The sequence below is a fragment of the Micromonospora sp. NPDC048169 genome (genome assembly GCF_040652815.1).
In the GTDB taxonomy this organism is placed as follows: Bacteria; Actinomycetota; Actinomycetes; order Mycobacteriales; family Micromonosporaceae; genus Micromonospora.
This window is the reverse complement of the sequence record NZ_JBEZMS010000012.1, coordinates 19,850-45,960: the sequence shown is the minus strand read 5'-3', so window position 1 is coordinate 45,960 and position 26,111 is coordinate 19,850. Positions and strand designations below refer to the sequence as shown.

Below are 26,111 nucleotides of genomic sequence, written 5' to 3'. Positions count from 1 at the left end.
TTGATCACGAAGCTCTTGGTTGCGAACCGGGGGGAGATCGCCCGCCGGGTCTTCGCCACCTGCCGCGCCCTCGGCGTGGCCACCGTCGCCGTGCACTCCGACGCGGACGCCGACGCGCCGTTCGTGGCCGACGCCGACCAGGCCGTCCGGCTACCAGGCAACACACCGGCCGAGACGTACCTGCGCATCGACGCCATCCTGGACGCGGCCCGGCGCTCCGGCGCTGACGCCGTCCACCCCGGCTACGGCTTCCTGGCCGAGAACGCCGAGTTCGCGGCGGCGGTGACCGACGCGGGCCTGACGTGGGTCGGCCCGTCGGCGAAGGCGATCGCCGCGATGGGCGACAAGATGGCCGCCAAGGCGCTGCTCGCCGACGCGGGCGTGCCGATGCTGCCCACCTGGACCGACCCGGCCGAGGTGACCGCCTTCCCGGTGCTGGTCAAGGCCTCCGCCGGCGGCGGCGGCCGGGGCATGCGGATCGTCCGCGACGCGGCCGGGCTGGCCGAGGCCGTCGCGGGCGCGCGCCGCGAGGCGGCGGCGGCGTTCGGTGACGGCACGGTCTTCATCGAGCGGTACGTGGAACGCGGCCGGCACGTCGAGGTGCAGATCTTCGGCGACGCCCACGGCACCGTCGTGGCCCTCGGGGTACGCGACTGCTCCATCCAGCGCCGCCACCAGAAGATCGTCGAGGAGGCGCCGGGCGTGCTGCCCGACGACGTGCGGGCGGCGCTGCACGAGGCGGCGGTGGCGGCCGGGCGGGCCGTCGACTACGTCGGTGCCGGCACGGTGGAGTTCCTGCTGGCGCCGGACGGTCAGGTGTACTTCCTGGAGATGAACACCCGCCTCCAGGTGGAGCACCCGGTCACCGAGCTGACCACCGGGCTGGACCTGGTCCGGCTGCAACTGCTCGTCGCCGAGGGCGAGCCGCTGCCGGTCACCGCCACACCGCCGGCCGACGGCCACGCCATCGAGGTACGGCTGTGCGCCGAGGACCCGGCCCAGGGTTTCCGTCCGGCCACCGGCACGCTGCACCGGTTCGCGATCCCCGGGGTGGCCGCCGAGTTCGGCCCGGCCCGGGGGCTGCGCCTGGACTCGGGTGTGGTGGACGGCTCGACGGTGAGCGTGCACTACGACTCGATGCTGGCGAAGCTCGTCGCCTGGGCGCCCACCCGCACCGAGGCGGCCCGGGCGCTGGCCGGCGCACTCGCCCGCGCCGAGCTGCACGGCGTGGCCACCAACCGGGACCTGCTGGTCCGCGTGCTGCGCAGCCCGGAGTTCGCCGCCGTGGACCTGGACACCGGCTTCCTGGACCGGCACCCGGAGGTGTTCGAGCCGCTGCTCCCCGCCGAGCAGCTTCCGGTTGCGGCACTCGCGGCGGCGCTCGCCGGGGCCGCCGCGCGCCGGGCGGTCGCGCCGGTGCTGGCCGGTCTGCCCTCGGGCTGGCGCAACGTGCCGTCCTTCCCGCAGGTCACCCGCTTCACCGGCCCGGGTGACGAGGAGATCGAGGTGCACTACCGCCTCGACCGCACCGGCGCCCTCGCCGAGTGGGGAAGGAAGGGCCCCCTCTTAACGGATCCGGTAGAGGAAGGGTCCCCTGTTAACACCGAGCTGCCGGTGGTCGAGCTGGTGGCGGCCGCCCCGGACCGGGTGGTGCTCGACGTCGACGGGGTGCGGCTGGCCTTCCGCGTACACCGGGCGGGGTCGTCGGTCTTCGTGGACGGCCCGGACGGGGCGGCGAGCCTCACCGAGCTGCCCCGCCTGCCCCTGCCCACCGCGGAACTCGCGGCCGGGTCGCTGCTCGCGCCGCTGCCCGGCGCGGTGACCCGGGTGCACGTCGAGGTCGGTCAGCGGGTCGCCGCCGGTGACCTGCTGCTGACGCTGGAAGCGATGAAGCTCGAACATCCCGTGCTCGCCCCCGCCGACGGCGTGGTGACGGAGCTGCCGGTACCGGCCGGCGGCCAGGTCGAGACGGGTGCCGTACTTGCCGTGGTGGACCCCGAGGAGGACCCGCAGTGAACTTCGACCTGACCCCCGAGCAGGACCAGCTCCGCGACGCGGTGCGGGAGCTGGGCCGCAAGTACGGCCACTCCTACTTCGTGTCGAAAGCGAAGGCCGGTGAGCACACCACCGAGCTGTGGCACGAGGCCGGCCGGCTGGGCTACCTGGGCGTCAACATCCCCACCGAGTACGGCGGCGGTGGTGGCGGCATCACCGACCTGACGCTCGTCTGCGAGGAACTGGCGGCGGCGGGCTGCCCGCTGCTGCTGCTCGTGGTCTCCCCCGCCATCGCCGCCACGATCATCCACAGGCACGGCACGGAGGAGCAGCGCAAGAAGCACCTCCCCGGTCTCGCCGACGGCTCCCAGAAGATCGTCTTCGCGATCACCGAGCCGGACGCCGGTTCGAACTTCCACCGTCTCGCCACAGTGGCCCGCCGTGACGGCGACGACTGGCTGCTCAGCGGCCGGAAGATCTACATCTCCGGGGTGGACGAGGCGGGGCACGTGCTCGTGGTCGCCCGCACCGAGGACGCGTCCACCGGCAAGCTCAAGCCGGCCCTGTTCATCGTGCCGACCGACGCGCCCGGTTTCGAGAAGTCCAAGCTGGACATGGAGATCCTGTCGCCGGAGAACCAGTTCCTGCTCTTCCTCGACGACGTCCGGCTCCCCGCCGACGCGCTCGTCGGCGAGTCGCTGGACGCCGGCCTCCCGGCGCTGTTCGCCGGGCTCAACCCGGAGCGCATCACGGTGGCCGCGATGGGTGCCGGCACCGGCCGGTACGCGATCGACAAGGCCAGCGACTACACGTCCACCCGCAAGGTGTGGGGCGGGAACTCGATCGGCTCCCACCAGGGCGTGTCGCACCCGCTGGCACACGCGGCCGTCCAGGTCGAGCTGGCCCGGCTGATGATCTACAAGGCGGCCACGCTCTACGACGCGGGCCGCGACCTGGAAGCCGGCATCTCGGGCAACATGGCCAAGTACGCGGCGGGCGAGGCCGCCGCACTCGCCGTCGACACCGCCGTGCAGGCGCTCGGTGGAGCCGGCATGACCACCGAGTACGGCGTGTCGACGCTGCTCGGCGCGGTACGCGCCGGACGGATCGCGCCGGTGAGCCGGGAGATGATCCTCAACTTCGTCGCCCAGCACGTCCTCGGTCAGGACAAGTCCTACTGACCCACCCGTCCGGTGAGTGGAACGTCATGGGTGTCTCCGGCCCGCTTTGACACCCATGACGTTCCTCGCCTCGGCGAGCGCCGGGTGGGCCCGGGGTACGGCGGGTGCCCGATCACCCGCCGTACCCCGGGGGTCCATCAGCGGACGGTCAGCGAGCCGACCGCCGGACGCGGCGTCGCCACCGGCGGCAGCCGCTTCGGCTCGCCCCGCCTCGGCTCGCCGGCCCGGGCCAGCTCGCTCTTCGACGCGTCCGCCCGCTCGGCCGACGCCTCCTCCTGGAACGGCTGCGCGTCACCGACGCAGAGCGTGCCCTTGGCCGGCAGCTTGCCGGTGAGCAGGTAGGCGTCGATCCGGCCGGTCGCGCACGCCGAGGTGCCGTACGCGGTGTGCCCCCAGCTGTCGCTGCTCAGCAGACGGCTGTTCGGCAGCAGCTTCGCCGAGCTGACCGCGCCCTGGTAGTTGGTCGCCGGGTCCCAGTAGTTGCCGACCACCAGCACCGGAGCGGCGGTCACCCGGTTGAACGGCCCGGTCCAGGCGTCCTCGTCCCGCACCGTCCAGGTGTTGCGGGCACAGGGCGAGGTGCCCCAGGCCCACGCCCGACCGAAGTACGGCGCACGCTTGTCCTCCTTCGCCGACAGCGCCGGCCAGGCGTCGGCGTTCTTCGGGTGGTACGCGTCGGTGCAGTCGACGGTCAGGAACGTCTCCAGCCCGTTGTCGTACGGGAAGTCGTACCCCCGCTGCTCCCGGGCCTGCGCGGCGCGGGCGGCGAGCGCCTTGCGGGCCGACGCGGTGGCGGCCTTGCCGGCGGCCGGGTCGGTCAGCGCCAGAAGCTCGACGGTGATCTCGACCACCGACTGCCAGCCGTACGGGTCGTAGAGCGAACCGAGCGTGGCCCCGACGAAGTCGGCGTAGCTGACGGTGAACGAGCCGAAGTCCGGGTCGTCGATCACCACCGGCTTCTTGCGCAGCCGCTTGGCCACCGTGTCGTACACGGCCAGCGGGTTGCCGTGGGCGGCCACCTCGCACTTATCGGCGCCGGCCTTGCCGCACCGGACGAGAATCTCGCGCAGTGCCCGGTAGGCGCCGTCGGCGCTGCGCAGCCGCGTCTCCTGGAGCTGGTTGCGGGCGCTGCCCTGGCCGACCCAGGCGTTCGGGTCGAGCACGCCGTCGACGACGAGGGCGCGGAAGCGGTCCGGAAACATGTTGGCGTAGTACTGGCCCAGCGCGGTGCCGTAGCTGAAGCCGAGGTAGCTGAGCAACTTGTCGCCGACGGCCCGGCGCAGCACGTCCATGTCGCGGGCCACCTCGGCGGTGGACGCCGCGCCGGTCAGCGGCTTGCCGGTGGTGGAGCACGCCTTGCCGACCGCCTTGGACGCGGCGACGTACGCCTTCTCCTCCGCCTTAGTCCACGGGAACGCGACGTTCAGCCCGGCGTACGCCCGGGTCTGGTCCTTCACCGAGCGGAAGCACTTGATGTTCTCGCTCGCCTCGACGCCGCGCGGGTCGACGCCGACGATGTCGAAGCGGTCGAGCAGGTCGTCGCCGAGGAAGTAGGGCGCGGCGAGCGCGATGCCGGTGCCGGAGCCACCCGGGCCGCCCGGGTTGAGGAAGAGGCTGCCGACCTTGTGCTGCTGGTCGCGGGCCTTGACCCGCAGCAGGGCGACCTCGGTGGTGGCGCCCTTCGGGTTGTCGTAGTCCAGCGGCAGCCGGACCGTGGCGCACTCGGCGTAGTCGTAGCAGGCGTACCAGTCGAGCTTCGGCGTCGGCACGCGGTCGACACGGCGTGCCTCGGCGGCGCTGGTCCTGTCGTACGCGGGCGGTTGCGGGGTCGCCGCGGCGGCGGGCGCGACGGCCGGTCCGGCGAGGAGGACGCCGGCGATCCCGATTGCGGCCAGGGATCGGAATGTACGGGGCATGAGGCTGCCTTCCGTCGGGGAACAAGTGCGTCGAGGAGACCTCGACCCTCGTCACTCTAGGGATCGGGGGGCACGCTGGTGGGCCCCAAACGGGGATCGATACGGCAAACGACCAAAGGATGTAACGATTTTTTCTCGATCGTCGCTACTCGCCGCTCCGAAGTGGAGCGTTGCTGACGGGAAGCCGTCTCATCCCGCCGGTTGACAGGTCGACGTGCTGGGCCATGCTTGTCGGGTGAGATCGTTCCCGAAGCCCGATGCGCGGGTGAAGGCCGTCGTCGCGTCCATGGCGACGGTGGCGGCGGTGGTGGCCCTCGCCGTGTGGCGTCCGCCCGGCATCCTGTCGGTCGTACTGGCCCTGGCCTGCGTCCTGCTCGCCATGATCGCGGGAGTGACGATCACCGCCGCCCGCCAGCCCGGCGGCACCGGCGTGCCGGCTCCGCAGTCGGAGAGCTGGCCGGTCCCCCACGCCGGCTATGGAGTGGACGCCGACACGCTCGAGGCGATCGACCCGCGCGCGGTACGGAACCTGCGCACCCCGGCGGGTCAGCCGATCGACGCGGACACGCTGGAGACGCTCGACCCACGGGTGGTACGCGGCATGCGGACGCCGGCAGCCGTGGACGCCGACACGCTGGAGACGCTCGACCCGAGGTCGGTGCGGCAGGGCCGGACCGTGAACGGGCTCAGCGACCGGTGAGCGTGGGGCCGGCGAGGGCGTTGACGCCCCGGCCCGCCAGGCAGCGGTAGGTGCGGTCCGCCTCGGCCTCCGGCGGCAGCACCTCCAGGTTCCACCCGCTCGCCGACTTGCCGCCGCTGACCAGCCGGAACGTGTCGGCGTTGCACACCTTGCCGACGGCCGGGTCGGCCGCGACCTTCTCGTGCCGGGCACCGGTGAGCCCCGCCGGCAGGTCACCGGCGGCGTAGGTCTCCCAGGTGTGCTGGCCGTCGCACGGCACCCGGCTCGCCTCGGCGCGGTCGCGGCGCAGCCGTACCGGACCGAAGCACTCCAGCTCGTCCGCGCAGCGCGCCCCGGCGGGCAACCGCACGTCGGCGGACGCGCATCCCGGTGCCGGCGCCGCCCCGGCCACACCGCTTGTTGCCGGCGTCGGCACGGCGGCCGGCGTGTGGCCGGCGGCCACCCAGCCGCCTCCGGCCGAGGCGGCGAGCGCGAGCACCCCGGCACCGCCGAGGAACCAGCGCCGGGGCCAGCGGCGGCCACGCGAGGCCACCGTCGGGTGGTCGTCGTCCGAGGGCGGTCGCGGGTTCGGCCCACCGCCGCTGTGGAACCGGCCGCCGTCGTACAGGCCGCCGGTCGCCGGGGCGCCGTCCAGCGGCAACGAGGCGAGCAGGCCACGCAGCTCGACCGCCGAGGGCCGCGCGCCCGGGTCGTTCGACATGCCCAACCGGAGTACGTCGATCAGCTCGCCGGGCACGCCGGGCAGGCCCGGGATCGGCTGCTGGAACATCTCCAGCACGGTGACCAGGCTCGGGTTGCGTTCGGAGTGCCAGCGCGGCGGGCGGCCGTACATCAGCGCATAGAGTGTGGCGCACAGCGAGTAGACGTCCACGGCGGGCGTGGGCGGGCTGTGGTTGAACGTCTCCGGCGGCGCGTACGCCGGGGTGAGCGCCTCCAGCATGACCGAGGAGTCACGGAACTCGGCGAGCACCGCCAGGCCGAAGTCGGCGAGTACGGCCGAGTTGAACTCGGAGTGCAGGATGTTCGCCGGCTTGACGTCGCGGTGCAGGACGCCCGCCGCGTGCGAGTGCGCCAGCGCGTCGGCGATCTTAACGCCGAGGTCGCGGGTCTCCGCCGGGCCCAGCGGGGAGGTGCGCATCCGCTCGGCGTACGAGCCGTCGCACAGCTCCATGATGAGGTAGGGGTGCTGGTCGACGGTGACCCCGACGTCGAACAGGTCGACCACGTGCGGGTGTGACGACATCCGCCCGGCGGCGCGGGCCTCGCGCAGGAAGCGGGCCTGGTCGCGCTCGCTGTCCAGCGTGCGGTTCTCGATCTTCACCGCGACCTCGCGGCCCACCGAGATCTGGGTGGCCCGGTAGATGGTGGCGTAGCCGCCCCGGGCGAACACCTGCAAGTCGGTCAGACCGGGCACGATGGGCAGCCGTACGGCGCCGGGCGGGGTCTCGGTCACGGCTCGAAAATACCCAACGATCCGGGCCCGTCAGCGCGCCGCGTCGGTGGCCGGCACCGGACCCGGGACGGAGTCGGGCGTGACGGCGGCCCCGCGCCGGGCGTCCCACCACAGGCCGACGGCTGTCGCGACCGCGCCCAGCCCCTCCCACGCGGCGACCGCGAAGAAGCGGTCCGGCGCGACGTCGGAGAGCACCGCGATGGTGAACACGGTGAAGGTGACCAGGCGGAACCACACGGTGAACCGGTAGAACGGCCGCCACTCGGTGGCGACGGCGAGCAGGTAGTAGACCCCCATGTTGAACGAGGCCATCGAGGACGCGGTGAGGAACGTGCCGGTGTAGTCACCCGGAGCGCGCTCGGCCGGCACCTCGAAGCCGAGCAGGCGCAGCTGCGTCTCCGGCCAGATCAGACCGAGCGCGCCGAGCAGCAGCGCGAGGAGTCCGAAGACGGCGATCGTCCAGCCGGCGCCCGAGCGCGGCAGCCTCATCGTTCCTCCCCAGCGTGTCCTGCCGGTGACACGTACGCGCACCGGGAGGCGACAGTCGATCCACGACTGTCGCCGACCCACGCTAACCGGCCACCGGGCCGAACACATCCCCGGAACCGTCAGAACAAGCGGCGATCAGCCGCCGGAGAGGCGCACCCGCAACGCGTCCGCGACCATCCGCTCACTGCGCTGCTCGGTGGCGTACGCGAGGCGTACCGCCTCCTCCGCGCTCGTCAGCGCCTCGGCCCGGCGACCGCAGGCGTCGAGCGCCTCGGCCAGCACCAGCCGCGCCACCACCTGACTGCGCACGTCCTCGGCGGGCGCGGTGATCGACCGCTGGGCCCAGTCGAGCGCCTGCTCGCGCTGGCCGTGGGCGAGCAGCGCGGCGGCGTACCGGGCCATCGTCTGCCGCCGGGAGAACAGCAGCGAGGGCGCGTTCGCCGCACCGGTGGCGACCGGGGCGAGCAGCCCCACGGCGGTGCCCGGATCACCCGCCGCGAGCCGGGCCATGGCGAGCAGCACGCGCGGCGCGACCTGGGCCGGCGCCTGCGGGTTGTGCGGCTCCACCCGGGTCAGCACCGACCGGGCCTCCCGCTCGGCGGTCTCGTGGTCGCCCATGTCCAGCGCCACGAAGCCGCGCAGCGTGCCGGCCATGCCGGTGAGCAGCGGGTGGGTGGTCCGGTCGGCGTATTCGAGCGCGTCGGTGAGCAGGTCGCCGGCGTGCTCCGGCTCGCCCAGCCCGCGCGCCACCACCCCACGCACCACCAGCGCGAAGCCCTGCCCCCAGTCGTCGCCGACCTCGGCGAAGTCCCGGTACGCGCGGCGCGCGGCCCGGTCCGCCTCGGCCAGGTCGCCCAGCTCGGCGGTGGCGTACGCCTCGACCGCGCGCAACGTACCCACCGCCCACGCCTCGCCGACGCGCTCCCCGAACGGCAGGAACACCCGCGCCATCCGGCACGCCTCCCGCAGCCGGCCCGCGAGCAGCCGGGCGAACGCCGTGGTGCCGCGCAGCCAGGCCCGCCCGTACGGGTCCTTCAGCTCGGCGAACAGCCGGGCGGCCCGGCCGAGTACCGCGTCCGTGCCGGCGAAGTCGCCACGGGTGGTGGTCACCCAGGCCAGGTTCTGCAACGACCACGCCTGGCCGCGGGGATCCCGCGCGGCGAGACTGACCTGATAGGACGCGGCCAGCCGGCTGCTGGCCTGCCCGAGCCGGCCGGCGATGAAGTCGGCCATGCCGAGCCGCCGCATCGCCGACGCCCGCAGGGTGGGCAGGCCGGCCTCGGTGGCCACCTGCAACGCCTCCTGCCAGTTGCACTCGGCCCGCTCGGCGTCACCGAGGGTCTGCTGGGCCTGCCCGGCGAGCAGCAGCGCGGCGGTCCGGGTGGCCGGGTCGGCGGTGTTCGCGGCGATCTTCTCGGCGAACGCGAGCGCGTCGGCCGGGCGGCCGATCTGGAGCAGTGCCCGGGCGTGCGTCACCCGGTCGGCCGCCGGCACCCCGTCGCGGGCCAGCTCGGCGGCGCGCTCGGCGTACTCGACGGCCAGCGCCGGCTCCCCCGACCGCAGCGACCGGCGGGCGGCCCGGCCCAGCGCGGCCACGCCCAGCGGGGTGACCGCCCGGGCCGGTGCGTCCGGGCGCAGCTTGACCGCGTCGGCGAGGACTGTGGCCCGCTCCACGTGCTCGGCGACGAAGTCGTCCCGGGCGGCCTCGGTGAAGGTGCCACCCGGAGCGGCACCGGTCCCGTCGACGCTCTCCGGCGCGGCCCAGCGGGCCAGCGCCGCGTGCCGCTCGGCCAGTTCGGCCTTGCTCACCCCGGCGTACGCGGCCTCGCGCATCAGCGGGGTGGCGAAGGCGAACCCGCTGCGGGTGCGGTGCAGCATGCGCCGTTGCAGCAGCTCCTCCACCGCCCGGTCCTCCTCGACGGCGGCCACCGCGGCGGGCCGCCCGTCGCGTCCGACCCGCTGCTCTCGCAGCGCCTCCAGCGCGCCCGCCGGTACGGTGTCGCCCACCACCGCGGCGTCGCGCAGTGCCGAGCGGGCGTTCGGCGGCAGCGCGTCGATACGCGCCGCGAGCACTGCGGCCAGGTCCCGGGAGAGCAGCCGGCTGCCGAGCGAACCGGGTGCGAGCCGCCAGCCGACATCGACGCCCCGGCCGGGCCCGGCGGTGAGCGCTCCGCGCTCCATCAGCAACGTGACCAGCTCGGCCAGGTAGAACGGATTGCCCTGCGCGGTGGCGAGCAGCCGGTCCGTGTCGGCCTGGGGCATGCGGCCACCGGACAGGTAGCTGGTGAGCAGCCGGGAGGCGTCCGCGCCGCGCAGCGGCGGCAGCGCGTGCACCTCGGCGTCCGCGACGCGGGTGAGCGCGCCGGCGGTGCGTACCAGCTCGGGGCGGCCGAGCAGCAGCACCAGCACCGGCCCGCTGAGCCGGTTGAGGGTCAGCGCCAGCGCCTTGAGCGTCTCGGCGGTGGCGTCGTGCAGGTCGTCCACCACGATCACCAGCGGCGCCTCACCGGCGAGCGCGCTGAGCAGGTCCGCGACAGCGGTCGGCACCGCCTCGTCGTCGGGTGGCGGCCCGGCCGCGTTCCACTCGCCGTTCTCCGTGGCGGGCGGGAGTTCGGCGTACCCGAGCAGGGCCAGGAGCTGGTCCACGGCGATCGGCGGCGGGTCGCCGGGCAGCCGGGACAGGCGCTGGCCGAGGCGGCGCAGCCGCTCCTCGACGGCCGCCCGCGTCACCGCCGTGGCCGCGTCACCTGGCAGGCCGACGGCGGCCCGGACCAGGTCGGCCAGCGGCGCCAGCCGGCGGCGTTCGCCGAACGCCGCGCAGCGCACCGACAGCACCCGGGCGCCGGTGTGCGCCGCGTACCGCCCGGCGCCGACGTCGTAGCCGGCGGCGAGGCGTTCCACCTCGGCAGCGAACCGGGACTTGCCGATCCCGGCCTCGGCGGTCATCAGCAGCACCCGGGGCTCGCCCCGGTCGATCACCTCGGCGAGCCGGCCGGCGACCCGGCCGATCTCGGTCTCCCGGCCCACGAACGGCGCCTCGTCGCCGAGGCCGGACCGGGTGCCGGGCGCGTCGAGCAGGCCCAGCAGCTCGTACGCCTCGACCGGCTCCCGCTTGCCCTTGAGCCGCAGCGGGCGCAGCGCCCGCCAGGACGCGACGTGCCGGGTGGCGGCGGAGGTGCGCGCCCCGGCGTAGACCGCGCCGACGGCGGCGGCGTCGGCCAGCCGGGCGGCGGTGTTCACCGTGTCGCCGATGACCGTGTACTCGATCGCCGCCTGGATGCCCGCGATCACGTCCCCGGTGTTGAGGCCGACACGCAGGCCCAGCGGTGCGCCGCCGCCGCGCTCGTCGTCGAGCACCCGCCGCACCGCGCGCTGCATGGACAGCGCGGCGCGGACCGCCCGCTCGGCGTCGTCCTCGTGCGCGACCGGGGCGCCGAAGACCGCCATGATCCCGTCGCCGGTCAGCTTGTCGACGTGCCCGCCGAACGTCTTCACCGCACCCGCGAGGGCGGCGAGCACCCGGTCGGTGACCGCGCCGACCCGTTCCGGGTCCAGGTCCTCCGACCAGGAGGTGAAGTCGGACAGGTCGCCGAAGAGCACTGTCACCACACGGCGCTCGGCGGCGGGCAGTGTGGCGGCGGCAGGCAGCGCCGCCCCGCAGTTGTGGCAGAACCGCGCCCCGGGCACGGCAACGGTTCCGCACACCGGGCAGGTCACGGCTGCTCCACTCCGAGGTGTTCGAGCTGGGCCCGGACCGACCACTCGGCGGCCCACCACAGCGACCTGTCGACGTCGGCGTAGACCACCGCCACCACCTCGGCCGCGGTGGTGGCGCCCGCGGCGACGGCCGCGCGCACCTGGTCCAGCCGGGCCCGCCGGTGGGCCAGGTAGAAGTCGGCCGCCACACCGCAGTCGGCGAGCGCCGGGCCGTGGCCCGGCAGCGCCGGGATCTCCCGGTACGCGGAGAGCAGTTCAAGGCTCGACAGGTAGTCGCCGAGGTGCCCGTCCGGGTGGGCGACCACTGTGGTGCCCCGGCCGAGGATGGTGTCACCGGTCAGCACGACGCGGTCGCCGTCGTGCGCGGCGAGCAGGCAGACCGAGTCGGCGGTGTGCCCGGGGGTGGGCAGCAGCCGCAGGTCCAGCCCCAGGTCGAGGGTGGTGTCGGCGGTGAGCGGCTCGCCTCCGGCGGTGTGCGCCGGGTCGGCGGCGAGCACCGGCACGCCGTCGAGCAGTTCGCGCAGCCGGGGCGCGCCCTCGGTGTGGTCCGCGTGCCCGTGCGTGATCAGCACGAGCCCGATCGGCCCCTGCGCCGCGATCGCGGCCAGATGACCCTCGTCGGCCGGCCCGGGGTCGACCACGACGGCCGGCGCGTCCGGCCCGGCCCGCAGGACCCACGTGTTCGTCCCGTCGAGCGTCATCGGCCCCGGGTTCGGCGCACGCAGCAACGTCACCCACGCCGGCAGCTCCTCCGCGAGCGCTCCCGCGGCCCCGGCCATCCGCCCACCCATGGCTGCGATCGTACGACTCCGCCCGCCGCTCCCCGCGATCTTGCGGTACCGGCCCGAGCTTTGTCCCCGTCTGGGGCTTCTGCCGGGGCGGCAACCGCAAGATCGCGGGCGGGGGAACGGCCGGGTCACGCGACCTCGACGATGACCTCTACCTCTACCGGGGCGTCGAGGGGCAGCTCGGCCACGCCCACGGCGCTGCGGGCGTGGCGCCCGGCCTCGCCGAACACGGCGCCGAACAGGTCGGAGGCGCCGTTGATCACGCCGGGCTGTCCGGTGAAGCCCGGTGCGCTGGCCACGAAGCCGGTCAGCTTCACGACCTTCACCACGTTCTCCAGCCCGACCAGTGCGTCGATCGCGGCGAGCGCGTTGAGCGCGCACCGCTGCGCCAGGTCCTTCGCCTGCTCGGCCGAGACGCCGTTGCCGACCTTCCCGGTGGCGAGCAGCTTGCCCTCGGCCATCGGCAACTGGCCGGAGACGTAGACGTGCTGCCCGGACTGGACGGCCGGCACGTAGCTGGCCACCGGCGGCACCACCTCGGGCAGTTCGAGGCCGAGTTCGGCGAGCTTCGCGTGGGGTCCGTTGCTCATCCGGGTCAGCCCTTCGGACGCTTCAGGTACGCGACGAGCTGCTCCGGGTTCGGGCCGGGGACCACGGAGACCAGTTCCCAGCCGTCCTCGCCCCAGTTGTCGAGGATCTGCTTGGTCGCGTGGACCAGCAGCGGCACCGTGGCGTATTCCCACTTCTGCATCGGAGGAGGGCTCCCTTGCCTGACTTGGACTTCGGTCAGGCACAGCCTACGGTCCGCCGCCGTCACCAGGACGCGGGACGCGGCTCCGGCGGCAGTGGCGGCTCGCCGCACGGGCCCTCGTGCTCGAAGGGCTGCGGACACCGGCTGCGGTCGGGCAGCAGCAGGTCGCAGAAGACCCGGTGCCTGTTGTTCTGGTCGTCGGCGGTGGAGACGGTGGTCTCGCCCGCGTCCAGCTCCACGAGGAAGCCGAGCGAGGTCGCCACGGTGCCGGCGAGCGCGGTGGCCGCCGCCAGGTCGGATACCCGGACCGGCAGGTGGATGACGTAGCCGGGCTCGTCCTCGTCCCGCCCCTTCCCGCCGGGGCGGGGAAGCGTCCGGACCACCTCGGCGGGAAGGCCGTAGGACCGCTCGTTGAACGGCAGCTCCGCCTCCCCCGGCCGCCCGGCCCAGTCGCCCGGAAACTGGGCTCGGGGACTGTTCTCCGCGTCGCGCATCCGTCGCCTCCGGGCGTCGTACCTGTTCACCAAAACCGCCATTCGGCTCGGAACCGTCCCCGGTCCGGCTCTCCGCGTCTGGACGAACGTAGAGCCTCCACCAACTCCCGGCAACGGGACGCGCACGCCTGGTCACGTCGAGTCACATTTACGACACAAGGCTGGTCGGGAAGGCGATAGCCGGTTTCCGTCCGATGGGGCGTGTACGCGGGGCTGGCAAGCGCCTCGCCGACCGTTACCCTTCCGGCTGGACGCGCGCCGACGCGCGCCCGCACACCTCGACCCGTGCCCGTCGCCTGGGGCGGCGACGGGAGCCGCAACCCGGGGGAGACAGATGACCCAACCACCCGCCGGTGGCGACGCCGGCACGCCCGGCGACCCGAATCCGCAACCGCCGCCTCCCGGCGGCGCGCCGCCGGGATCCCCTCCCACAGCCGGTCCGCCGGCGTACCCGTCCGGCGGCACGCAGCCGCGCAAGCGACCGGCCGCGCTGATCGCTTCGCTGGTGCTGGCCGCCGCCGTCCTGCTCTGCGGCGGTGGGGGCACTGCCGCGTTCCTCGCGCTGCGCGACAGCGAGGACGGCCAGGGCGCGAAGGAGCCGCAGGTCGCGGTGGACGGCTTCCTCAAGGCCGTCTACCAGGAGCGCGACGCCGAGAAGGCGGCCGCGTTCGTCTGCTCGGCGGCCCGCGACGACGAGAGGATCGCCACCAAGGTCGCCGAGGTGCGGGAGTACGTCGCGCAGTACCAGAACCCCCGGTTCCGCTGGGCCACCCCGACAGTCGACAACCAGACCGGCGACCGGGCCACCGTCTCCGCCCGGGTGACCATGACCACCGCCGACGAGAAGGTCGCCGAGCAGGCGCTGCGCTTCACCGTGGTGCGGAAGACGGGTTGGTGGGTCTGCGAGGTCGGCTGATCCCACCGGCCGGACAGAGCTGGTCCCAACGGCTGGTTAGGCTCGACGGGTGGCAGCTAGTGAGCAGCCGGCCGAGTCCGCCGGCAGATGGCCGGCCCGCCTGCACGTGGTGACCGGCAAGGGCGGCACGGGTAAGACGAGCGTGGCCGCCGCGCTGGCCCTCGGCCTGGCCGCCGGGGGCCGGCGCACCCTGCTCGTCGAGGTGGAGGGCCGGCAGGGCATCGCCCAGTTGTTCGGCACCGACCCGCTGCCGTACGAGGAACGGCACCTCGCCGACGCGCCAGGCGGCGGTGAGGTGCGGGCGCTGGCGGTCGACGCCGAGGAGGCGCTCCTCGAATACCTGGACATGTTCTACAAGCTCGGCGCCGCCGGCCGGGCGCTGCGCAAGCTCGGCGCGATCGACTTCGCCACCACCATCGCGCCGGGCCTGCGCGACGTGCTGCTCACCGGCAAGGTCAAGGAGGCGACCACCCGGACCAGCGGGTCGCGCCGGACGTACGACGCGGTGGTGCTGGACGCGCCGCCGACCGGGCGGATCGGCCGCTTCCTCAACGTGACGGCGGAGACCGCCCGGCTGGCCAAGGTCGGCCCGATCAAGACCCAGAGCGACGGTGTCTCCGCGCTGCTCCGGTCGCCGATGACCGCCGTGCACGTGGTCACGCTGCTGGAGGAGATGCCGGTCCAGGAGACGCTCGACGCGGTGGCGGAGCTGACCCAGCTCGGTTTCCCGGTCGGCCGGGTGATCGTCAACGGCGTCCGCCCGCCGGTGCCGGCCGGGCGGGCGGTGATGGCGGCCGAGCTGAAGCGCGGGCTGGCCGCCGCCGGCCTGCCGACCGACGGCCCGACCGTGGCCGGGCTCGTCGAGGAGGCTCGTGACCAGCAGGTACGCCGTGAGCTGGAGGACTCGCTCCGCGGTGACCTGGTGGATCTCGGCCTGCCCCTGGTCGAGTTGCCGCTGCTGCCCGACGGGGTCGACCGGGCCGGGCTGGAGACGCTCGCCGAGGCCCTCGTCCGGGCGGATTGACTCACACCTGCGGCCGGCACGGAGCAGAGTGCCCCTCGGGACCGATACGCTCGATTGGTGCCTTCCGAAGACGCGGCGCCTCCGCTCGACGTCGACCAGATCCTCGCCGACGACGGCGTACGGATCGTGGTCTGCTGCGGGGCGGGCGGAGTGGGCAAGACGACCACCGCCGCGGCGCTGGCGTTGCGGGCCGCCGAGCGGCACGGCCGGCGGACGGTGGTGCTCACCATCGACCCGGCCCGCCGGCTGGCGCAGTCGCTCGGCCTGACCGAGCTGGACAACACACCCCGCCAGGTCAAGGGCATCGACGTCGAGGCCAGCGGCGGCGAACTGCACGCCATGATGCTGGACATGAAGCGCACGTTCGACGACGTGGTGCTTCAGCACACCGACCCGGCGAAGGCGGCGGAGATCTTCGCCAACCCCTTCTACCAGGCCATGAGCTCCACCTTCGCCGGCACGCAGGAATACATGGCGATGGAGAAGCTGGGCCAGTTGCACGCCCGGGGCGAGTGGGACCTGATCGTGGTGGACACGCCGCCGTCGCGGTCCGCGCTCGACTTCCTTGACGCGCCGGCCCGGCTCTCCCGGTTCCTCGACGGCCGGATGCTGCGGCTGCTGCTGGCCCCCGCGCGCAGCGGCGGGCGGAGCATGTTCAGCCTGGTCACGGCGAGCTTCGGGATGTTCTCCAAGGTGGTGCAGAAGGTGATCGGCGCCCAGCTGCTCACCGACCTGTCCGGCTTCGTGGCCGCCCTCGACTCGATGTTCGGCGGGTTCCGGCAGCGCGCCGAACAGACGTACCGGATCCTGCAGGCCCGGGAGACGGCGTTCCTGCTGGTCGCGGCGCCGGAGCCGGACGCGGTCCGGGAGGCCGCCTACTTCGCCGGCCGCCTGCGCGAAGAGCGGATGCCGCTGGCCGGGCTGGTGCTCAACCGGGTGCACCGGCCGGCGGCGGACCTGTCCGCGGCGGAGAGCCTGGCCGCCGCGGAGCGGCTGGCCGGCATGGGCGGGCACGAGGGCGCCGCCGAGGTGTTGCGCGCGCACGCCGCGCTGGCCCAGCAGGCGGTACGCGAGGAGCGGGTGGCGGCCCGGTTCACCGAGGCGTTCCCGGCGGTGCCGGCGGTGTCGGTGACCGCGCAGCCCGCCGACGTGCACGACGTCGACGGGCTGCGGACGATCGGCGAGGCGATCAGCCGGAGCTGACCGGGCCGGTCAGGTGGCCGTGGTGACCAGGACCTTGTCCTTGCCGGCCTTCTCCTTGGCGTTCTTCTTCATGGCCGCCTCGAACATCTTGCGCCAGCTGGTCACCTGCGGGTGACGGCGCAGCAACGCCCGGCGCTCGCGCTCGGTCATGCCACCCCACACGCCGAACTCGATCCGGTTGTCGAGCGCGTCGGCCAGGCACTCGTACCGAACTGGGCAGCTCCGGCAGATCCTCTTCGCCACGTTCTGTTCGGCGCCCTGTACGAACAACGCGTCCGGGTCTCCGTTCTGACACGCCGCCAGTGACGGCCAGTCAGTGATCATGCCCATCTGTACACGTCCCCCCTTGCAGTACCTACCGACTTCGCGCGAGCAGCCCCTCGTACATCCCCCGGTCGTTCGCGCCGGCCTCCCCAGGGAGGCACGAACGACACATGGCTGCGGTCGCCGCCACCATCATGCTGTGTAGTCGCCCGATTACGCAACGTTGTCGGCGAAATCCATCATTCCGGACACTCCCGGCTTCCCGGGCTTTCGCCCCGCGACTACCCGGCCCGACTACGTGAAAACGCTGCGCCGCTCCCGGAGTTCGGCGAGACTTCCGCCGGATCTCACGCAACCTCGGACCAGGGCTCGTGCGTTTAGCACAACGAGGCCGGCGCGTGCAGGAAATGGGGAAAGTTCCCCGCGCGCCCGCCGTTCCCTGCTCGCGTACCCTGTCGAGGTGACCTGGATGCGGAAACGTGACCACAACGTGCTGACCAACGCCGCATCGCTGCTGATCTGCGGCCTACTGGCCGGAGTGGTGGTCGCCGCGGCGGCCTTCCCCGTGGCGGCGATGTCCGGACTGGCCGCCAAGGCGGGTGCGGAGACGTTCGAGGCGCTGCCCAAGGAGCTGACAGTCGCCCGCGCCCCGCAGATCACCAAGCTGCTCGCGTCCGACGGCAAGACCGTGCTGGCCACGATGTACGACGAGAACCGCAAGGACGTCAAGTTCGAGGACATCTCGCCGTACATGAGGCAGGCCATCATCGCGGCCGAGGACCACGACTTCTACAAGCACAACGGCGTGGACATCAACGGTGTGGCGCGCGCCTTCGTCAACAACCAGGCCGCCGGCTCCTCCCGGCAGGGCGCGTCGACGCTCACCATGCAGTACGTCCGGCTGGCCATCTCCTACTCGGCCACCCACCCGGCCGACGTCGTCGCCGCGACCGAGGACACCAGCGGCCGCAAGCTGCGCGAGATGAGCCTGGCGCTCCAGGTCGACAAGGAACTCTCCAAGGACGAGATCCTCCGGCGCTACCTGAACATCGCCGCGTTCGGCAACGGCGCGTACGGCATCTGGGCGGCCAGCCAGGTCTACTTCAACAAGCCGCCGAGCAAGCTCGACATCCAGGAGTCGGCGATGCTCGCCGGCATGGTGAAGGCCCCCACCTCGTTCGACCCGACCACCAAGTCGGGCTACCCGGAGGCGGCCGGCCGGCGCGACTACGTCATCCAGAACATGGTGCAGATCGGCGCGATCACCCAGCAGGAGGCCGACGCCGCCAAGAAGATCAAGCTCGTGGTCAAGGGCAAGCGCACCCCGAACGGCTGCACCCAGACCACCACCCGCTCGTGGGGCTTCTTCTGCGACTACCTCTACCGCTGGTGGCTCCAGCAGGAGACGTTCGGCGCCACCTCGTACGACCGTGAGCGGCGGCTCAAGAGCGGCGGCTACACCATCATCTCCACGCTGGACGTCCAGGCCCAGAAGGGCGCCGACAAGGCAGTCCGCAACAAGCTCGGCGAGAGCAGCAAGGCGGCCCGCATGGTGGCCGCCATCGAGCCGGGCACCGGCCGGGTCCGCGCCGTGGCGGTGAACCGGAACTTCAAGCTCGACGACCCGGCCGACCCGCAGAACAAGATCTCCAGCGACCCGAAGAAGGCCAAGAAGAAGATCCGGGGTAACTACCCCAACACGGTGAACCCGCTGGTCACTGGTGGTCCCGGCATCGCCGGCTACCAGGCCGGCTCGACCTTCAAGATCTTCACGCTGGTGGCGGCGCTGGAGAAGGGCTACCCGCTCAGCTACCCCATCAACGCGGGGCCGGTCTTCAAGTCCGACTACCCGGTCGAGTTCAACTCGCCCGCCGCCTGCCCGGGCACCAACAAGTACTGCCCGAAGAACGCCAACCCCGCGATGGCCGGCATGCACAACATGTGGAGCGGCTTCGGCTTCTCGGTCAACACGTTCTTCATCGACCTGCAGCAGCGGGTCGGCGCGGAGAACGTGGTGAAGGCGGCACAGAAGCTCGGCATCTCGTTCCGCTCGTCGAGCGACGCGCAGCTCGCCGCCAACCCGCACCAGTGGGGCGCGTTCAGCCTCGGCGTCTCCCAGACCACGCCGCTGGAGCTGGCGAACGCGTACGCCACGCTGGCCGCCGACGGCAAGTACTGCGAGCCGATCCCGGTGCAGGAGATCCGTGGCCCGGACGGCGACAAGCTGGACGTCGCCAACCCGCGCTGCGAGCAGCGGATCAGCACCGAGGTGGCCCGCGCCGCCGTGGACGCCGCCCGCTGCCCGGTCGGTGACCGCTCCTCCACCACCAAGTGCGGCACCCCCACCGCCGGCAACGTCCGTGGCATCGTCGACGCTCCGGTGGCCGGCAAGTCCGGCACCACCGACTCGGAGAAGACCTCGGCGCTGGTCGCGATGACCAAGCAGTACGCGGTGGCCGGCATCATGGCCGACCCGGACTGGCCGCAGACCACCCAGAAGATGGGTCACGACGTGCCCACCGGCATCAACCCGGCGGTCTACCAGACGCTGCGCGACGCCATGAGGGGCAAGGAGCGGAAGAACTTCACCCCGCCCAGCGGCAAGATCGTCCTGGGTGACCAGCGTTCCATCCCGGGCGTGAAGTGCGAGTCCGTCGAGACCGCGAAGTCCCGGCTGAAGGGCGCCGGCTTCGAGCCGGTGGTCTCCAGCAACAAGGTGCCGTCTGAGTGCCCGGCCGGCACCGCGGCCGGCACCAGCCCGGACGGGCGCACCATCAAGGGCGGCGTGGTGATGATCGAGGTCAGCTCCGGCAAGGGCACCACCCCGGAGCAGGGCGGCGGCGCGACGCCGGACCGGCCGGGTGGCCCGGGCGGACCAGGTAACGGCCGACCGGGACGACCCGGGAACTGATTCCAGACAGCAGACAGCGACGGCCACCTCCTACGGGAGGTGGCCGTCGTCCTTTCCGCACTACGGGAGCGCCGGCTCAGAGGCCGAGCTGGCGGCGTACCTCGGCGGCCACCCGGCCACCCTCGGCCCGGCCGGCCACCGCGGCCTGGGCGGCCTTCATGGCCGGGCCCATCTGCGCCTTGCCGGTGAAGCCACCCGCGGCGAGCGCCCCCGAGACCAGCTCGGCCAGCTCCTCGTCGGGGAGCTGCCTGGGCAGGTAGCGCTCCAGCACCTCACCCTCGGCGGTCTCCTTGCCGGCCTGCTCGGCGCGCCCGGCGTCGGCGAAAGCCACCGCCGCCTCCCGGCGCTTCTTCGCCTCCTTGGTCAGCACGGCGAGCACCTCGTCGTCGCTGAGCTCGCGCTTTTCCCGGCCGGCGACCTCGGCGTTGCCCACGGCGGCCAGGGCCATCCGCAGCGTGGAGGTGGTCAGCTCGTCGCGCGCCTTGAGAGCGGCGCGCATGTCGGCGGTGAGACGGTCCTTCAGCGTGCTCATGGACGGTGAAACTACCCTGAACGCCATGCGAAAGCGCACACTATTCCGGCTCGCGGCCGGAACCGTCGCCGCCGGTGCGGCCACCCTGGCGTACGCGTCGCTCATCGAGCGCAACATGTTCACCCTCCGCCGGTACGACGTACCGGTCCTCCCGACCGACGCCGAACCGCTGCGGGTACTGCACCTGTCCGACCTGCACATGACGCCCGACCAGCGACGCAAGCAGGACTGGGTGGCCTCGCTGGCCGCGCTCGACCCCGATTTGGTGGTGGTCACCGGCGACAACATGGCGCACCCGGAGTCCGTGCCGGGCGTGCTGCGCGCCCTGCAACCGCTGCTCGACCTGCCCGGCGCGTTCGTCTTCGGCTCCAACGACTACACCGGGCCGGTCTTCAAGAACCCCTTCACCTACTTCCTGCCCGACCGGGAGTACACCGAGGGCGTGCCGCTGCCGTACGAGGAGCTGCGCGACATCCTCACCGGCGCGGGCTGGGCCGACCTGAACAACGCCCGCACCACGCTCAAGGCCGGCGGGCGGGAGATCGAACTCGTCGGCGTCGACGATCCGCACATCGAACGCGACGACTACGACGCCGTGGCCGGCCCGGTCAGCGGCGACGCGGCGCTGTCAATCGCGGTGTCCCACTCCCCCGAGCCCGTGGTGCTGGACCGGATGGCGGCCGACGGCTTCGGTCTGCTGCTCGCCGGCCACACCCACGGCGGCCAGGTGTGCGTGCCCGGGTACGGCGCGCTGGTGACCAACTGCGGGCTGCCCCGCTCGATGGCGCGCGGACTGCACCGCTGGCCCGGCTCGGACTCCTGGCTGCACGTCTCCGCCGGCCTCGGCACCCACCCCACCGCCCCCATCCGCTTCGCCTGCCCCCCGGAGGCCAGCATCCTGACGCTGATCCCCCGCTGACGGTTCCCCGCCCCGCCGCCCTTCAGATCTTGGTACGCGCCCGCCCCTCCGGGGGCCGATCCGTACCAAGATCTGCCGGGGGCGCGGGGCGGGGGGTACCGAGTTTGACCGTGCGGGCGGGTGGGCTACTATTTGTCGGCACGCCTCGGGGTGTGGCGCAGCTTGGTAGCGCGCTTCGTTCGGGACGAAGAGGTCGTCGGTTCGAATCCGGCCACCCCGACCAGGTAAGAGGGCACATCCTATCGACGGATGTGCCCTCTAGTGCATCCTGGGTGACCAACTGAGTGACTACGCCTCAGCCGTCGGCGCGAAGATGCGATCCATGACCGCCGCGCCTTGGAGCAATACCGGCCGGAGCTGATGCCGGTAGACGAGTTCCGTGACGGTCGTGCCGGAGTGGCCGCACAGGTCGGCAATGTCTTCCAGGCTCACCCCGCTGTCGGACAGCAGCGACACGAAGCTGTGCCGGAGTTCACGAGGGGTCCAGGCGGCCGGATCGAGACCAGCCAGGGTGACGACGCGGCGGAAGGCCCGGCGGACGTTGGCCGCGTCAAGGGCGGTGCCGACAGTCGAGGCGAAGACCAGTCCGAGCGGTTGCCAGTCCTTGCCGGCACTCTGGCGCTCCTGGTCCTGACGCTGGCGATGACGGGTGAGCGCGGCAACGCACCGCGCGGGTAGGGCGAGAGTGCGCCGAGACTTGCGGGTCTTGGTATCGCCGCCGTCCCGGTCAGAGCGCCACACCTGCATAGACGGCGGAACCGGCGGCACGGCGTCCGACTGCCCGTCGAGGTCGACATGGTCCCAGCGCAGAGCGCGCAGTTCTTCGGTGCGCGCACCGGTCAGCAAGGAGAGCACGACGTAGGCGTGCAAGCGGGTTCCCTCAGAGGCGTCGAGGACAGCCTTTGCCTGATCCAGCGTCAGGGACTTGGAGGGCCGTCCCTCCTGGCCGCGCGGGACGGTGCACAGCGCGACGACGTTGCGCTTCACCTTGTCCCGGGCCATCGCCCGACTCACCGAGCGGTTGAGGCACCCGTAGAGGTCACGAAGTGTGCGGGTGCTGAGGCTGGTGGCCTTGTCGGCTAGCCACCGGTCGACGTCCTGGGCGCGAAGCTCGCGGAGCTTCCGAGCGCCGAGCGCGGGGATGATGTGGGTGCGGCACAGGATCTCGCACTTGCTCTTGGTGCGGTCTGATCGGCCGTTGAGTCCGTAGGTGAGCCAGTCGGTGACGGCTTCGGTGACGGTGTAGTGGTGCTCGGCGATGGCGAGCCCGTCTTCGTAGTCGCGGATCTTCTCCCGCAGTTTGGTGCGGGCTTCGGTCTTGGTCTTGCCGCTGCCTTTGCGCACGATGCGCTTGCCCGCCGGGGTGTAGCCGACGGTGACGGTGGCGATCCAGCGTTGCCGGGACTCATCCCAGTGCAGGCCGCCTTCTCCTCGGGCGCGGCGGGTGGTCATCGGGTGCCTCCTTTCATGGCTTCCAGTTCGAGCAGGTCGACGTAGGCGGTGATCGCGGCAGCGGGAACGAGCCGGGTACGGCCCTGCCGGACGGTGCGCAGCCGACCGGCGCGGATCTGTTCGTAGATCACGGACCGGGAGAGGCTGAGTAGGCGCATCGCTTCGGGGATGCGGTAGAGCGCCTTGGCGGGTGTGTGGAGGGCGGGTGCGGTCAAACGGTGCTCCTTCCATCGGGGACAGGCTGACCGTCAAGGCTGTCTTGACGGTGGATCGGTGGCCGGGTCAGGCGGCGGCGAGTAGGGCGTCTCGGGCTGCTTCGTGTCGCTCTCTGGCCATGGCGGCGGCGGTGTTGGCCAGGAGGGCGTCTCCGGTGGTGCGCCAGCCGGAACCGGCGTAGGTGAGCAGGCCGACGATCAGCGTTGTCTCTTGGTCGTCGGGTTGGTCGGCGTGTTCGTGGCCGGTTTCGGTGCGTCGCCAGATGGTGCGGGCGTCGCGGAGGAGGCGGAAGGTGACGGAGTAGCGGCGGCTTTTGGTGAGGAAGTGGCCGCCGAAGCCGAGCATGTGCGCCCAGCGTCGGAGCTGTTGCCAGTCGCGGTGGCCGCCGAGGGTCCAGCAGGCGTCGATGAGCCGTTCCGGGTGGGTGCCATGCTCATTCGCGTAGAGGTCGATGACGTCGCCGTCGAGGCGGCGGGAGACGTGCCCGGTGGCCTCGGTCGACTTGGTGGCGTACTTGGCGAGGTAACCCGCGACCTTGCCGTCGGTGATCTCACCGTCGGCGGTGATCGCGCGCACGTCGATGCCTTTGCCGGGGTCGCCCCAGGTGATGTGCCAGCCTTCGGGCCGGTTGGGGTGGGGGCGGGTGGTGAAGGCGACGGTGGCGGCAGCGTGTTCGATCGCTGCGACCAGGTCGTCAACGCCGAGGCCGACCGGGGCGACGATGGCGTCGGGGTCGGGGTCGACGCCGTCGAGGCGGACGATGGCGTGGTAGTGCACGACGGCGCGGCGTTGCATCTCCGCGACCTTCCCGAACGAGGGTTTGACCGGTGCCACGCGGCGGACCGTGCCGCTGGCGGTGACCTGAACGACCGGCGGGAGGCCGAGTTGCCGGGCGCGGCCGTTGAGGTGGCGGGTGACGGCGATGGTGGTGCGGCGCCACAACTCCGGCGCGGCATGGTTCCACACCACTTGGGCGTCGTAGTCGTAGCAGTCCAGGCACAACGGCTGTCCCAGCCGGGCATCGTCTGCCTCGTGTCTGGCCCAGCACACCGTCTGCTGCCCGTGCTGGCAGGGCCGGGCGGTGGGGTCGGTGGCGCGGCGGGGGTGGCAGGGTTCGGCGCGGCAGTCGCAGCGGCGGCGGCCGGCGCAGGTGTGGCGCTTCACGACCCGGGTGTGCACGGTGCCGAACGACGGCGCGGTGAACGTCGAGAACACCGCCGGATGTCCGGCGACTGTTGCCGGGATGCCTTTGCCGCCGGTCAGGCCCGCGCGGAGGAGTTGGTAGGCGTCGCGTTGGTAGGTGCGGGCGCAGGACGGGCAGACCGCGTGGCGGCGGTTGCCGCACGGCTTGTAGATCTCCCCATCCGGCAGGTCGGCCGTGGCGGTGGAGGCGAGGAGTTGGCCGGTGGTCCGGTCGATGGTGGCGACCTCACCGGCCAGGCGGATGGGGTGGGAGCAGCCCGCGGCGGCTTTCACGTGGTCGAGCCAGCCGAAGTAGTCGGGGGTGGTGGCCCGGTGGAACGCGGACTCGTCGCGGCCGGTGAACGAGCCCGGCGAGCCGACGACGGGGCGGGTGGGCCGAAGCCCCGGACCAAGACGAGCCTGGTCCGGGACAACGGCGATCAGGTCAGCGGCCACGGGTGCGGGCCGCCTTCATCGGGAGGTGGGTGATGTGGCCGGTGGCGAACGGGTTGGGTCCGTCGAAGATCCGGCCGAGCAGGGACGCCACAGCAGCGGGCAGCTCGGCCCGGTGGTGTTCCCACAGGTAGATGTCGCGGACGAGTTGGTAGGTCTTCGGCAGCTCGATCCCGTCACGGGCGGCGAGGATCTTCATGCGGCCGATGAGCTGGACAGGTTCCCAACCCCGGGCAAGCCGGGGTTGACGCCAGCGGTAGCCGGCAGGGGCGGGGATGGTGGTCATTAGGCCACCGCCCGCATGGTCGTGGTGACGGGGATGGCGGTTTCGGTGATGGTGTCGAGGCTGGTCAGGTACAGCCGGGACAGCGGCCCGTTCGGCAGGGCTCGCAGGTGGATGACCGGGGCGAAGGCGGCGGGGCAGCCGTCGATGCCGGTACGCACGATCAGGTCGTCATCGACCCGCAGGATCGTGGTGGACAGGTGGCCGGGGTAGCGGGCGACCGTGACGCCCTGGTCGACCAGCGGCAGGTAGGTGGCCTCGGCCGCGATGGCGCGGGCCGTGTCGATGGGGTTGGTGGCGGTGTGCGGGTCGCTGACGATGACCCGCACTTGAACGCCCCGGGTGGCCTTGGCGACCAGGAGACGGGGCAGGTTGGGGATGAGGTCGGGTAGCCCGAAGTCGCCCATGATGACGACCTGTCGGTTGGCCTCAGCGAACAGGCGGGGCCACAGGTCGTGCGGGACGGTGGCCCGGCCGGGCCAGCAGGCGGTGAGTTCGTCGGTGCCAGCGATCTTGCTGGTGCGGTTGCCGTGGATGGTGGGCCACAGGTAGGTGACATCCACGTCGAGCAGCCGCGCGGCCTGGTAGGCGGTACGCGGGTGCGGGTGACGATTGGCGTTAAGGATCCACCGTTCGACGGTCTTCGGATCCACACCGAGCTTGGCGGCGAAGTCAGCCGGCGACTCGTTGAGCGAGAGCAGAGTCTCGCGGAGCCGTTCGTTGCAGGGACTGGTAACGGTGCGCAGGGTGGTGGGCCGAAGGTCAGCGAGGGACAGGTGCGAGTGAGCACCAGTCGGCGTGTCGAACGCCGTCACAGGGTGGCGGATCGACGTGGCCGTCATCGGGCCACCGCCAGCGTCTCCGCCTCGACCTGGGTAAGACCGCCCCAGCAGGAACAAGGGAGAGATGAGGCGGGGTCAGCCCCGTAGCCGTGGCACTGGTCGCAGACGCCCCAAACGGTCTGGGTGAAGTCGGAGATGCACTCCGAGGACTGGCAGCCCTGGTGGCCGCACATGATGCAGTAGCCGGCGAAGTTGTGACGCGGCGGTCGGGCAGAGGTGTCCGGTGCCGGGACAGTGGTTGGGTTCGTGGTGAGCACGGACAGGCAGGCCAGCAGAGCAGCCCGATCGAGGACTGCGGGCAGGTTCAGCGCCTTTCCAGGGGCCAGCGTGTCCCGAAGCGTCGCCAACGCAGACAGCAGGCGAGCATCAGACAACGCCGGAGAATGACCCGAGGCGCAGACAGCAGGGTGAACGGTAGGCTGGACAGGCA

The 26,111-nt window shown here is 72.5% G+C and carries 23 protein-coding genes and 1 tRNA gene; 9 read left to right on the top strand and 15 right to left on the bottom strand.

The window, feature by feature from the left end:
* Together AB0D28_RS13330 and AB0D28_RS13325 are read left to right on the top strand one after the other, a co-directional pair.
* Positions 1-2,016 carry a biotin carboxylase N-terminal domain-containing protein gene (locus AB0D28_RS13330; RefSeq protein WP_357385406.1) on the top strand — a complete coding sequence of 672 codons (2,016 nt, stop codon included), beginning with the start codon at positions 1-3 and terminating at the stop codon, positions 2,014-2,016.
* The gene (locus AB0D28_RS13325) at positions 2,013-3,176 is read left to right on the top strand and encodes an acyl-CoA dehydrogenase (RefSeq protein WP_357385404.1); all 1,164 of its coding nucleotides are present in this window, start codon (positions 2,013-2,015) and stop codon (positions 3,174-3,176) included. Before AB0D28_RS13330 ends, AB0D28_RS13325 begins: the two co-directional genes overlap by 4 nt.
* 137 nt (positions 3,177-3,313) lie before the next feature.
* Here AB0D28_RS13325 and AB0D28_RS13320 read toward each other — a convergent pair whose 3' ends face one another.
* On the bottom strand, positions 3,314-5,092 hold the full coding sequence (locus AB0D28_RS13320; protein ID WP_357385402.1) for an alpha/beta hydrolase: 1,779 nt from the start codon (positions 5,090-5,092) through the stop codon (positions 3,314-3,316).
* A 235-nt stretch (positions 5,093-5,327) separates the two neighbouring features.
* Here AB0D28_RS13320 and AB0D28_RS13315 point away from each other — a divergent pair, with 235 nt between their 5' ends.
* Entirely contained in the window at positions 5,328-5,792 is a 465-nt protein-coding gene (locus AB0D28_RS13315; RefSeq protein ID WP_357385400.1) for a hypothetical protein, read from the top strand.
* Here AB0D28_RS13315 and AB0D28_RS13310 read toward each other — a convergent pair.
* The 7 genes from AB0D28_RS13310 to AB0D28_RS13280 all read right to left on the bottom strand — a co-directional run bounded on the left by AB0D28_RS13310 (position 5,779) and on the right by AB0D28_RS13280 (position 13,484).
* Positions 5,779-7,245: a serine/threonine-protein kinase gene (locus AB0D28_RS13310; protein ID WP_357385398.1), complete on the bottom strand. Its 1,467-nt coding sequence runs from the start codon at positions 7,243-7,245 to the stop codon at positions 5,779-5,781. The two genes, AB0D28_RS13315 and AB0D28_RS13310, sit on opposite strands and share 14 nt — an antisense overlap.
* 30 nt (positions 7,246-7,275) lie before the next feature.
* On the bottom strand, positions 7,276-7,734 hold the full coding sequence (locus tag AB0D28_RS13305; protein WP_357385396.1) for a hypothetical protein: 459 nt from the start codon (positions 7,732-7,734) through the stop codon (positions 7,276-7,278).
* Positions 7,735-7,869: 135 nt separating this feature from the next.
* Positions 7,870-11,451, bottom strand: coding sequence for an adenylate/guanylate cyclase domain-containing protein (locus AB0D28_RS13300; protein ID WP_357385394.1), 3,582 nt, complete (start codon positions 11,449-11,451; stop codon positions 7,870-7,872).
* Positions 11,448-12,230, bottom strand: coding sequence for an MBL fold metallo-hydrolase (locus tag AB0D28_RS13295; RefSeq protein WP_357385582.1), 783 nt, complete (start codon positions 12,228-12,230; stop codon positions 11,448-11,450). Before AB0D28_RS13295 ends, AB0D28_RS13300 begins: the two co-directional genes overlap by 4 nt.
* 137 nt (positions 12,231-12,367) lie before the next feature.
* Positions 12,368-12,829 carry a RidA family protein gene (locus AB0D28_RS13290; RefSeq protein WP_174535414.1) on the bottom strand — a complete coding sequence of 154 codons (462 nt, stop codon included), beginning with the start codon at positions 12,827-12,829 and terminating at the stop codon, positions 12,368-12,370.
* A 5-nt stretch (positions 12,830-12,834) separates the two neighbouring features.
* A complete protein-coding gene (locus AB0D28_RS13285; RefSeq protein WP_013289021.1) occupies positions 12,835-12,990 on the bottom strand; it encodes a DUF4177 domain-containing protein in 156 nt (51 codons plus the stop codon).
* Between the two features lie 62 nt (positions 12,991-13,052).
* Positions 13,053-13,484 (bottom strand): hypothetical protein, encoded by a 432-nt coding sequence (locus tag AB0D28_RS13280; protein ID WP_357385580.1) that lies wholly within the window; start codon positions 13,482-13,484, stop codon positions 13,053-13,055.
* A gap of 334 nt (positions 13,485-13,818) precedes the next feature.
* On the opposite strand from AB0D28_RS13280, the gene AB0D28_RS13275 reads away from it, so the two are divergent.
* Genes AB0D28_RS13275 through AB0D28_RS13265 form a run of 3 tightly spaced genes read left to right on the top strand, consistent with a single transcriptional unit; the run spans position 13,819 to position 16,627 of the window.
* Positions 13,819-14,400, top strand: a complete 582-nt coding sequence (locus AB0D28_RS13275) for a hypothetical protein (protein ID WP_357385391.1) — start codon at positions 13,819-13,821, stop codon at positions 14,398-14,400.
* A 49-nt stretch (positions 14,401-14,449) separates the two neighbouring features.
* On the top strand, positions 14,450-15,424 hold the full coding sequence (locus tag AB0D28_RS13270) for an ArsA-related P-loop ATPase (protein WP_357385389.1): 975 nt from the start codon (positions 14,450-14,452) through the stop codon (positions 15,422-15,424).
* Between the two features lie 54 nt (positions 15,425-15,478).
* A complete protein-coding gene (locus tag AB0D28_RS13265) occupies positions 15,479-16,627 on the top strand; it encodes an ArsA-related P-loop ATPase (RefSeq protein ID WP_357385387.1) in 1,149 nt (382 codons plus the stop codon).
* A 9-nt stretch (positions 16,628-16,636) separates the two neighbouring features.
* Here the strand turns inward: AB0D28_RS13265 and AB0D28_RS13260 are convergent, their stop codons facing one another.
* Positions 16,637-16,957: a WhiB family transcriptional regulator gene (locus tag AB0D28_RS13260; RefSeq protein ID WP_043327856.1), complete on the bottom strand. Its 321-nt coding sequence runs from the start codon at positions 16,955-16,957 to the stop codon at positions 16,637-16,639.
* A gap of 403 nt (positions 16,958-17,360) precedes the next feature.
* Between AB0D28_RS13260 and AB0D28_RS13255 the strand changes: the two genes are divergently transcribed.
* Positions 17,361-19,802, top strand: a complete 2,442-nt coding sequence (locus AB0D28_RS13255; protein WP_357385385.1) for a transglycosylase domain-containing protein — start codon at positions 17,361-17,363, stop codon at positions 19,800-19,802.
* Between the two features lie 76 nt (positions 19,803-19,878).
* On the opposite strand, the gene AB0D28_RS13250 is transcribed toward AB0D28_RS13255, so the two are convergent.
* Positions 19,879-20,334: a GatB/YqeY domain-containing protein gene (locus tag AB0D28_RS13250; protein ID WP_357385383.1), complete on the bottom strand. Its 456-nt coding sequence runs from the start codon at positions 20,332-20,334 to the stop codon at positions 19,879-19,881.
* A gap of 25 nt (positions 20,335-20,359) precedes the next feature.
* Between AB0D28_RS13250 and AB0D28_RS13245 the strand changes: the two genes are divergently transcribed.
* Both AB0D28_RS13245 and AB0D28_RS13240 read left to right on the top strand, forming a co-directional pair.
* Positions 20,360-21,253, top strand: a complete 894-nt coding sequence (locus tag AB0D28_RS13245) for a metallophosphoesterase (protein ID WP_357385381.1) — start codon at positions 20,360-20,362, stop codon at positions 21,251-21,253.
* Positions 21,254-21,399: 146 nt separating this feature from the next.
* Positions 21,400-21,476 (top strand) — tRNA-Pro (locus AB0D28_RS13240).
* 65 nt (positions 21,477-21,541) lie between these two features.
* Here the strand turns inward: AB0D28_RS13240 and AB0D28_RS13235 are convergent.
* The 5 genes from AB0D28_RS13235 to AB0D28_RS13215 all read right to left on the bottom strand — a co-directional run bounded on the left by AB0D28_RS13235 (position 21,542) and on the right by AB0D28_RS13215 (position 25,681).
* The gene (locus tag AB0D28_RS13235; protein WP_357385379.1) at positions 21,542-22,705 is read right to left on the bottom strand and encodes a site-specific integrase; all 1,164 of its coding nucleotides are present in this window, start codon (positions 22,703-22,705) and stop codon (positions 21,542-21,544) included.
* Entirely contained in the window at positions 22,702-22,920 is a 219-nt protein-coding gene (locus AB0D28_RS13230) for a helix-turn-helix domain-containing protein (protein WP_357385377.1), read from the bottom strand. The genes AB0D28_RS13235 and AB0D28_RS13230 overlap by 4 nt, the downstream gene beginning before the upstream one ends.
* A gap of 67 nt (positions 22,921-22,987) precedes the next feature.
* Complete coding sequence (locus AB0D28_RS13225; protein ID WP_357385375.1) at positions 22,988-24,559, bottom strand: replication initiator; 1,572 nt, start codon at positions 24,557-24,559, stop codon at positions 22,988-22,990.
* The gene (locus tag AB0D28_RS13220; protein ID WP_357385373.1) at positions 24,549-24,755 is read right to left on the bottom strand and encodes a hypothetical protein; all 207 of its coding nucleotides are present in this window, start codon (positions 24,753-24,755) and stop codon (positions 24,549-24,551) included. The genes AB0D28_RS13225 and AB0D28_RS13220 overlap by 11 nt, the downstream gene beginning before the upstream one ends.
* Positions 24,756-24,841: 86 nt before the next feature.
* Positions 24,842-25,681, bottom strand: a complete 840-nt coding sequence (locus AB0D28_RS13215; protein ID WP_357385371.1) for a helix-turn-helix domain-containing protein — start codon at positions 25,679-25,681, stop codon at positions 24,842-24,844.
* Positions 25,682-26,111 lie beyond the last annotated feature (430 nt).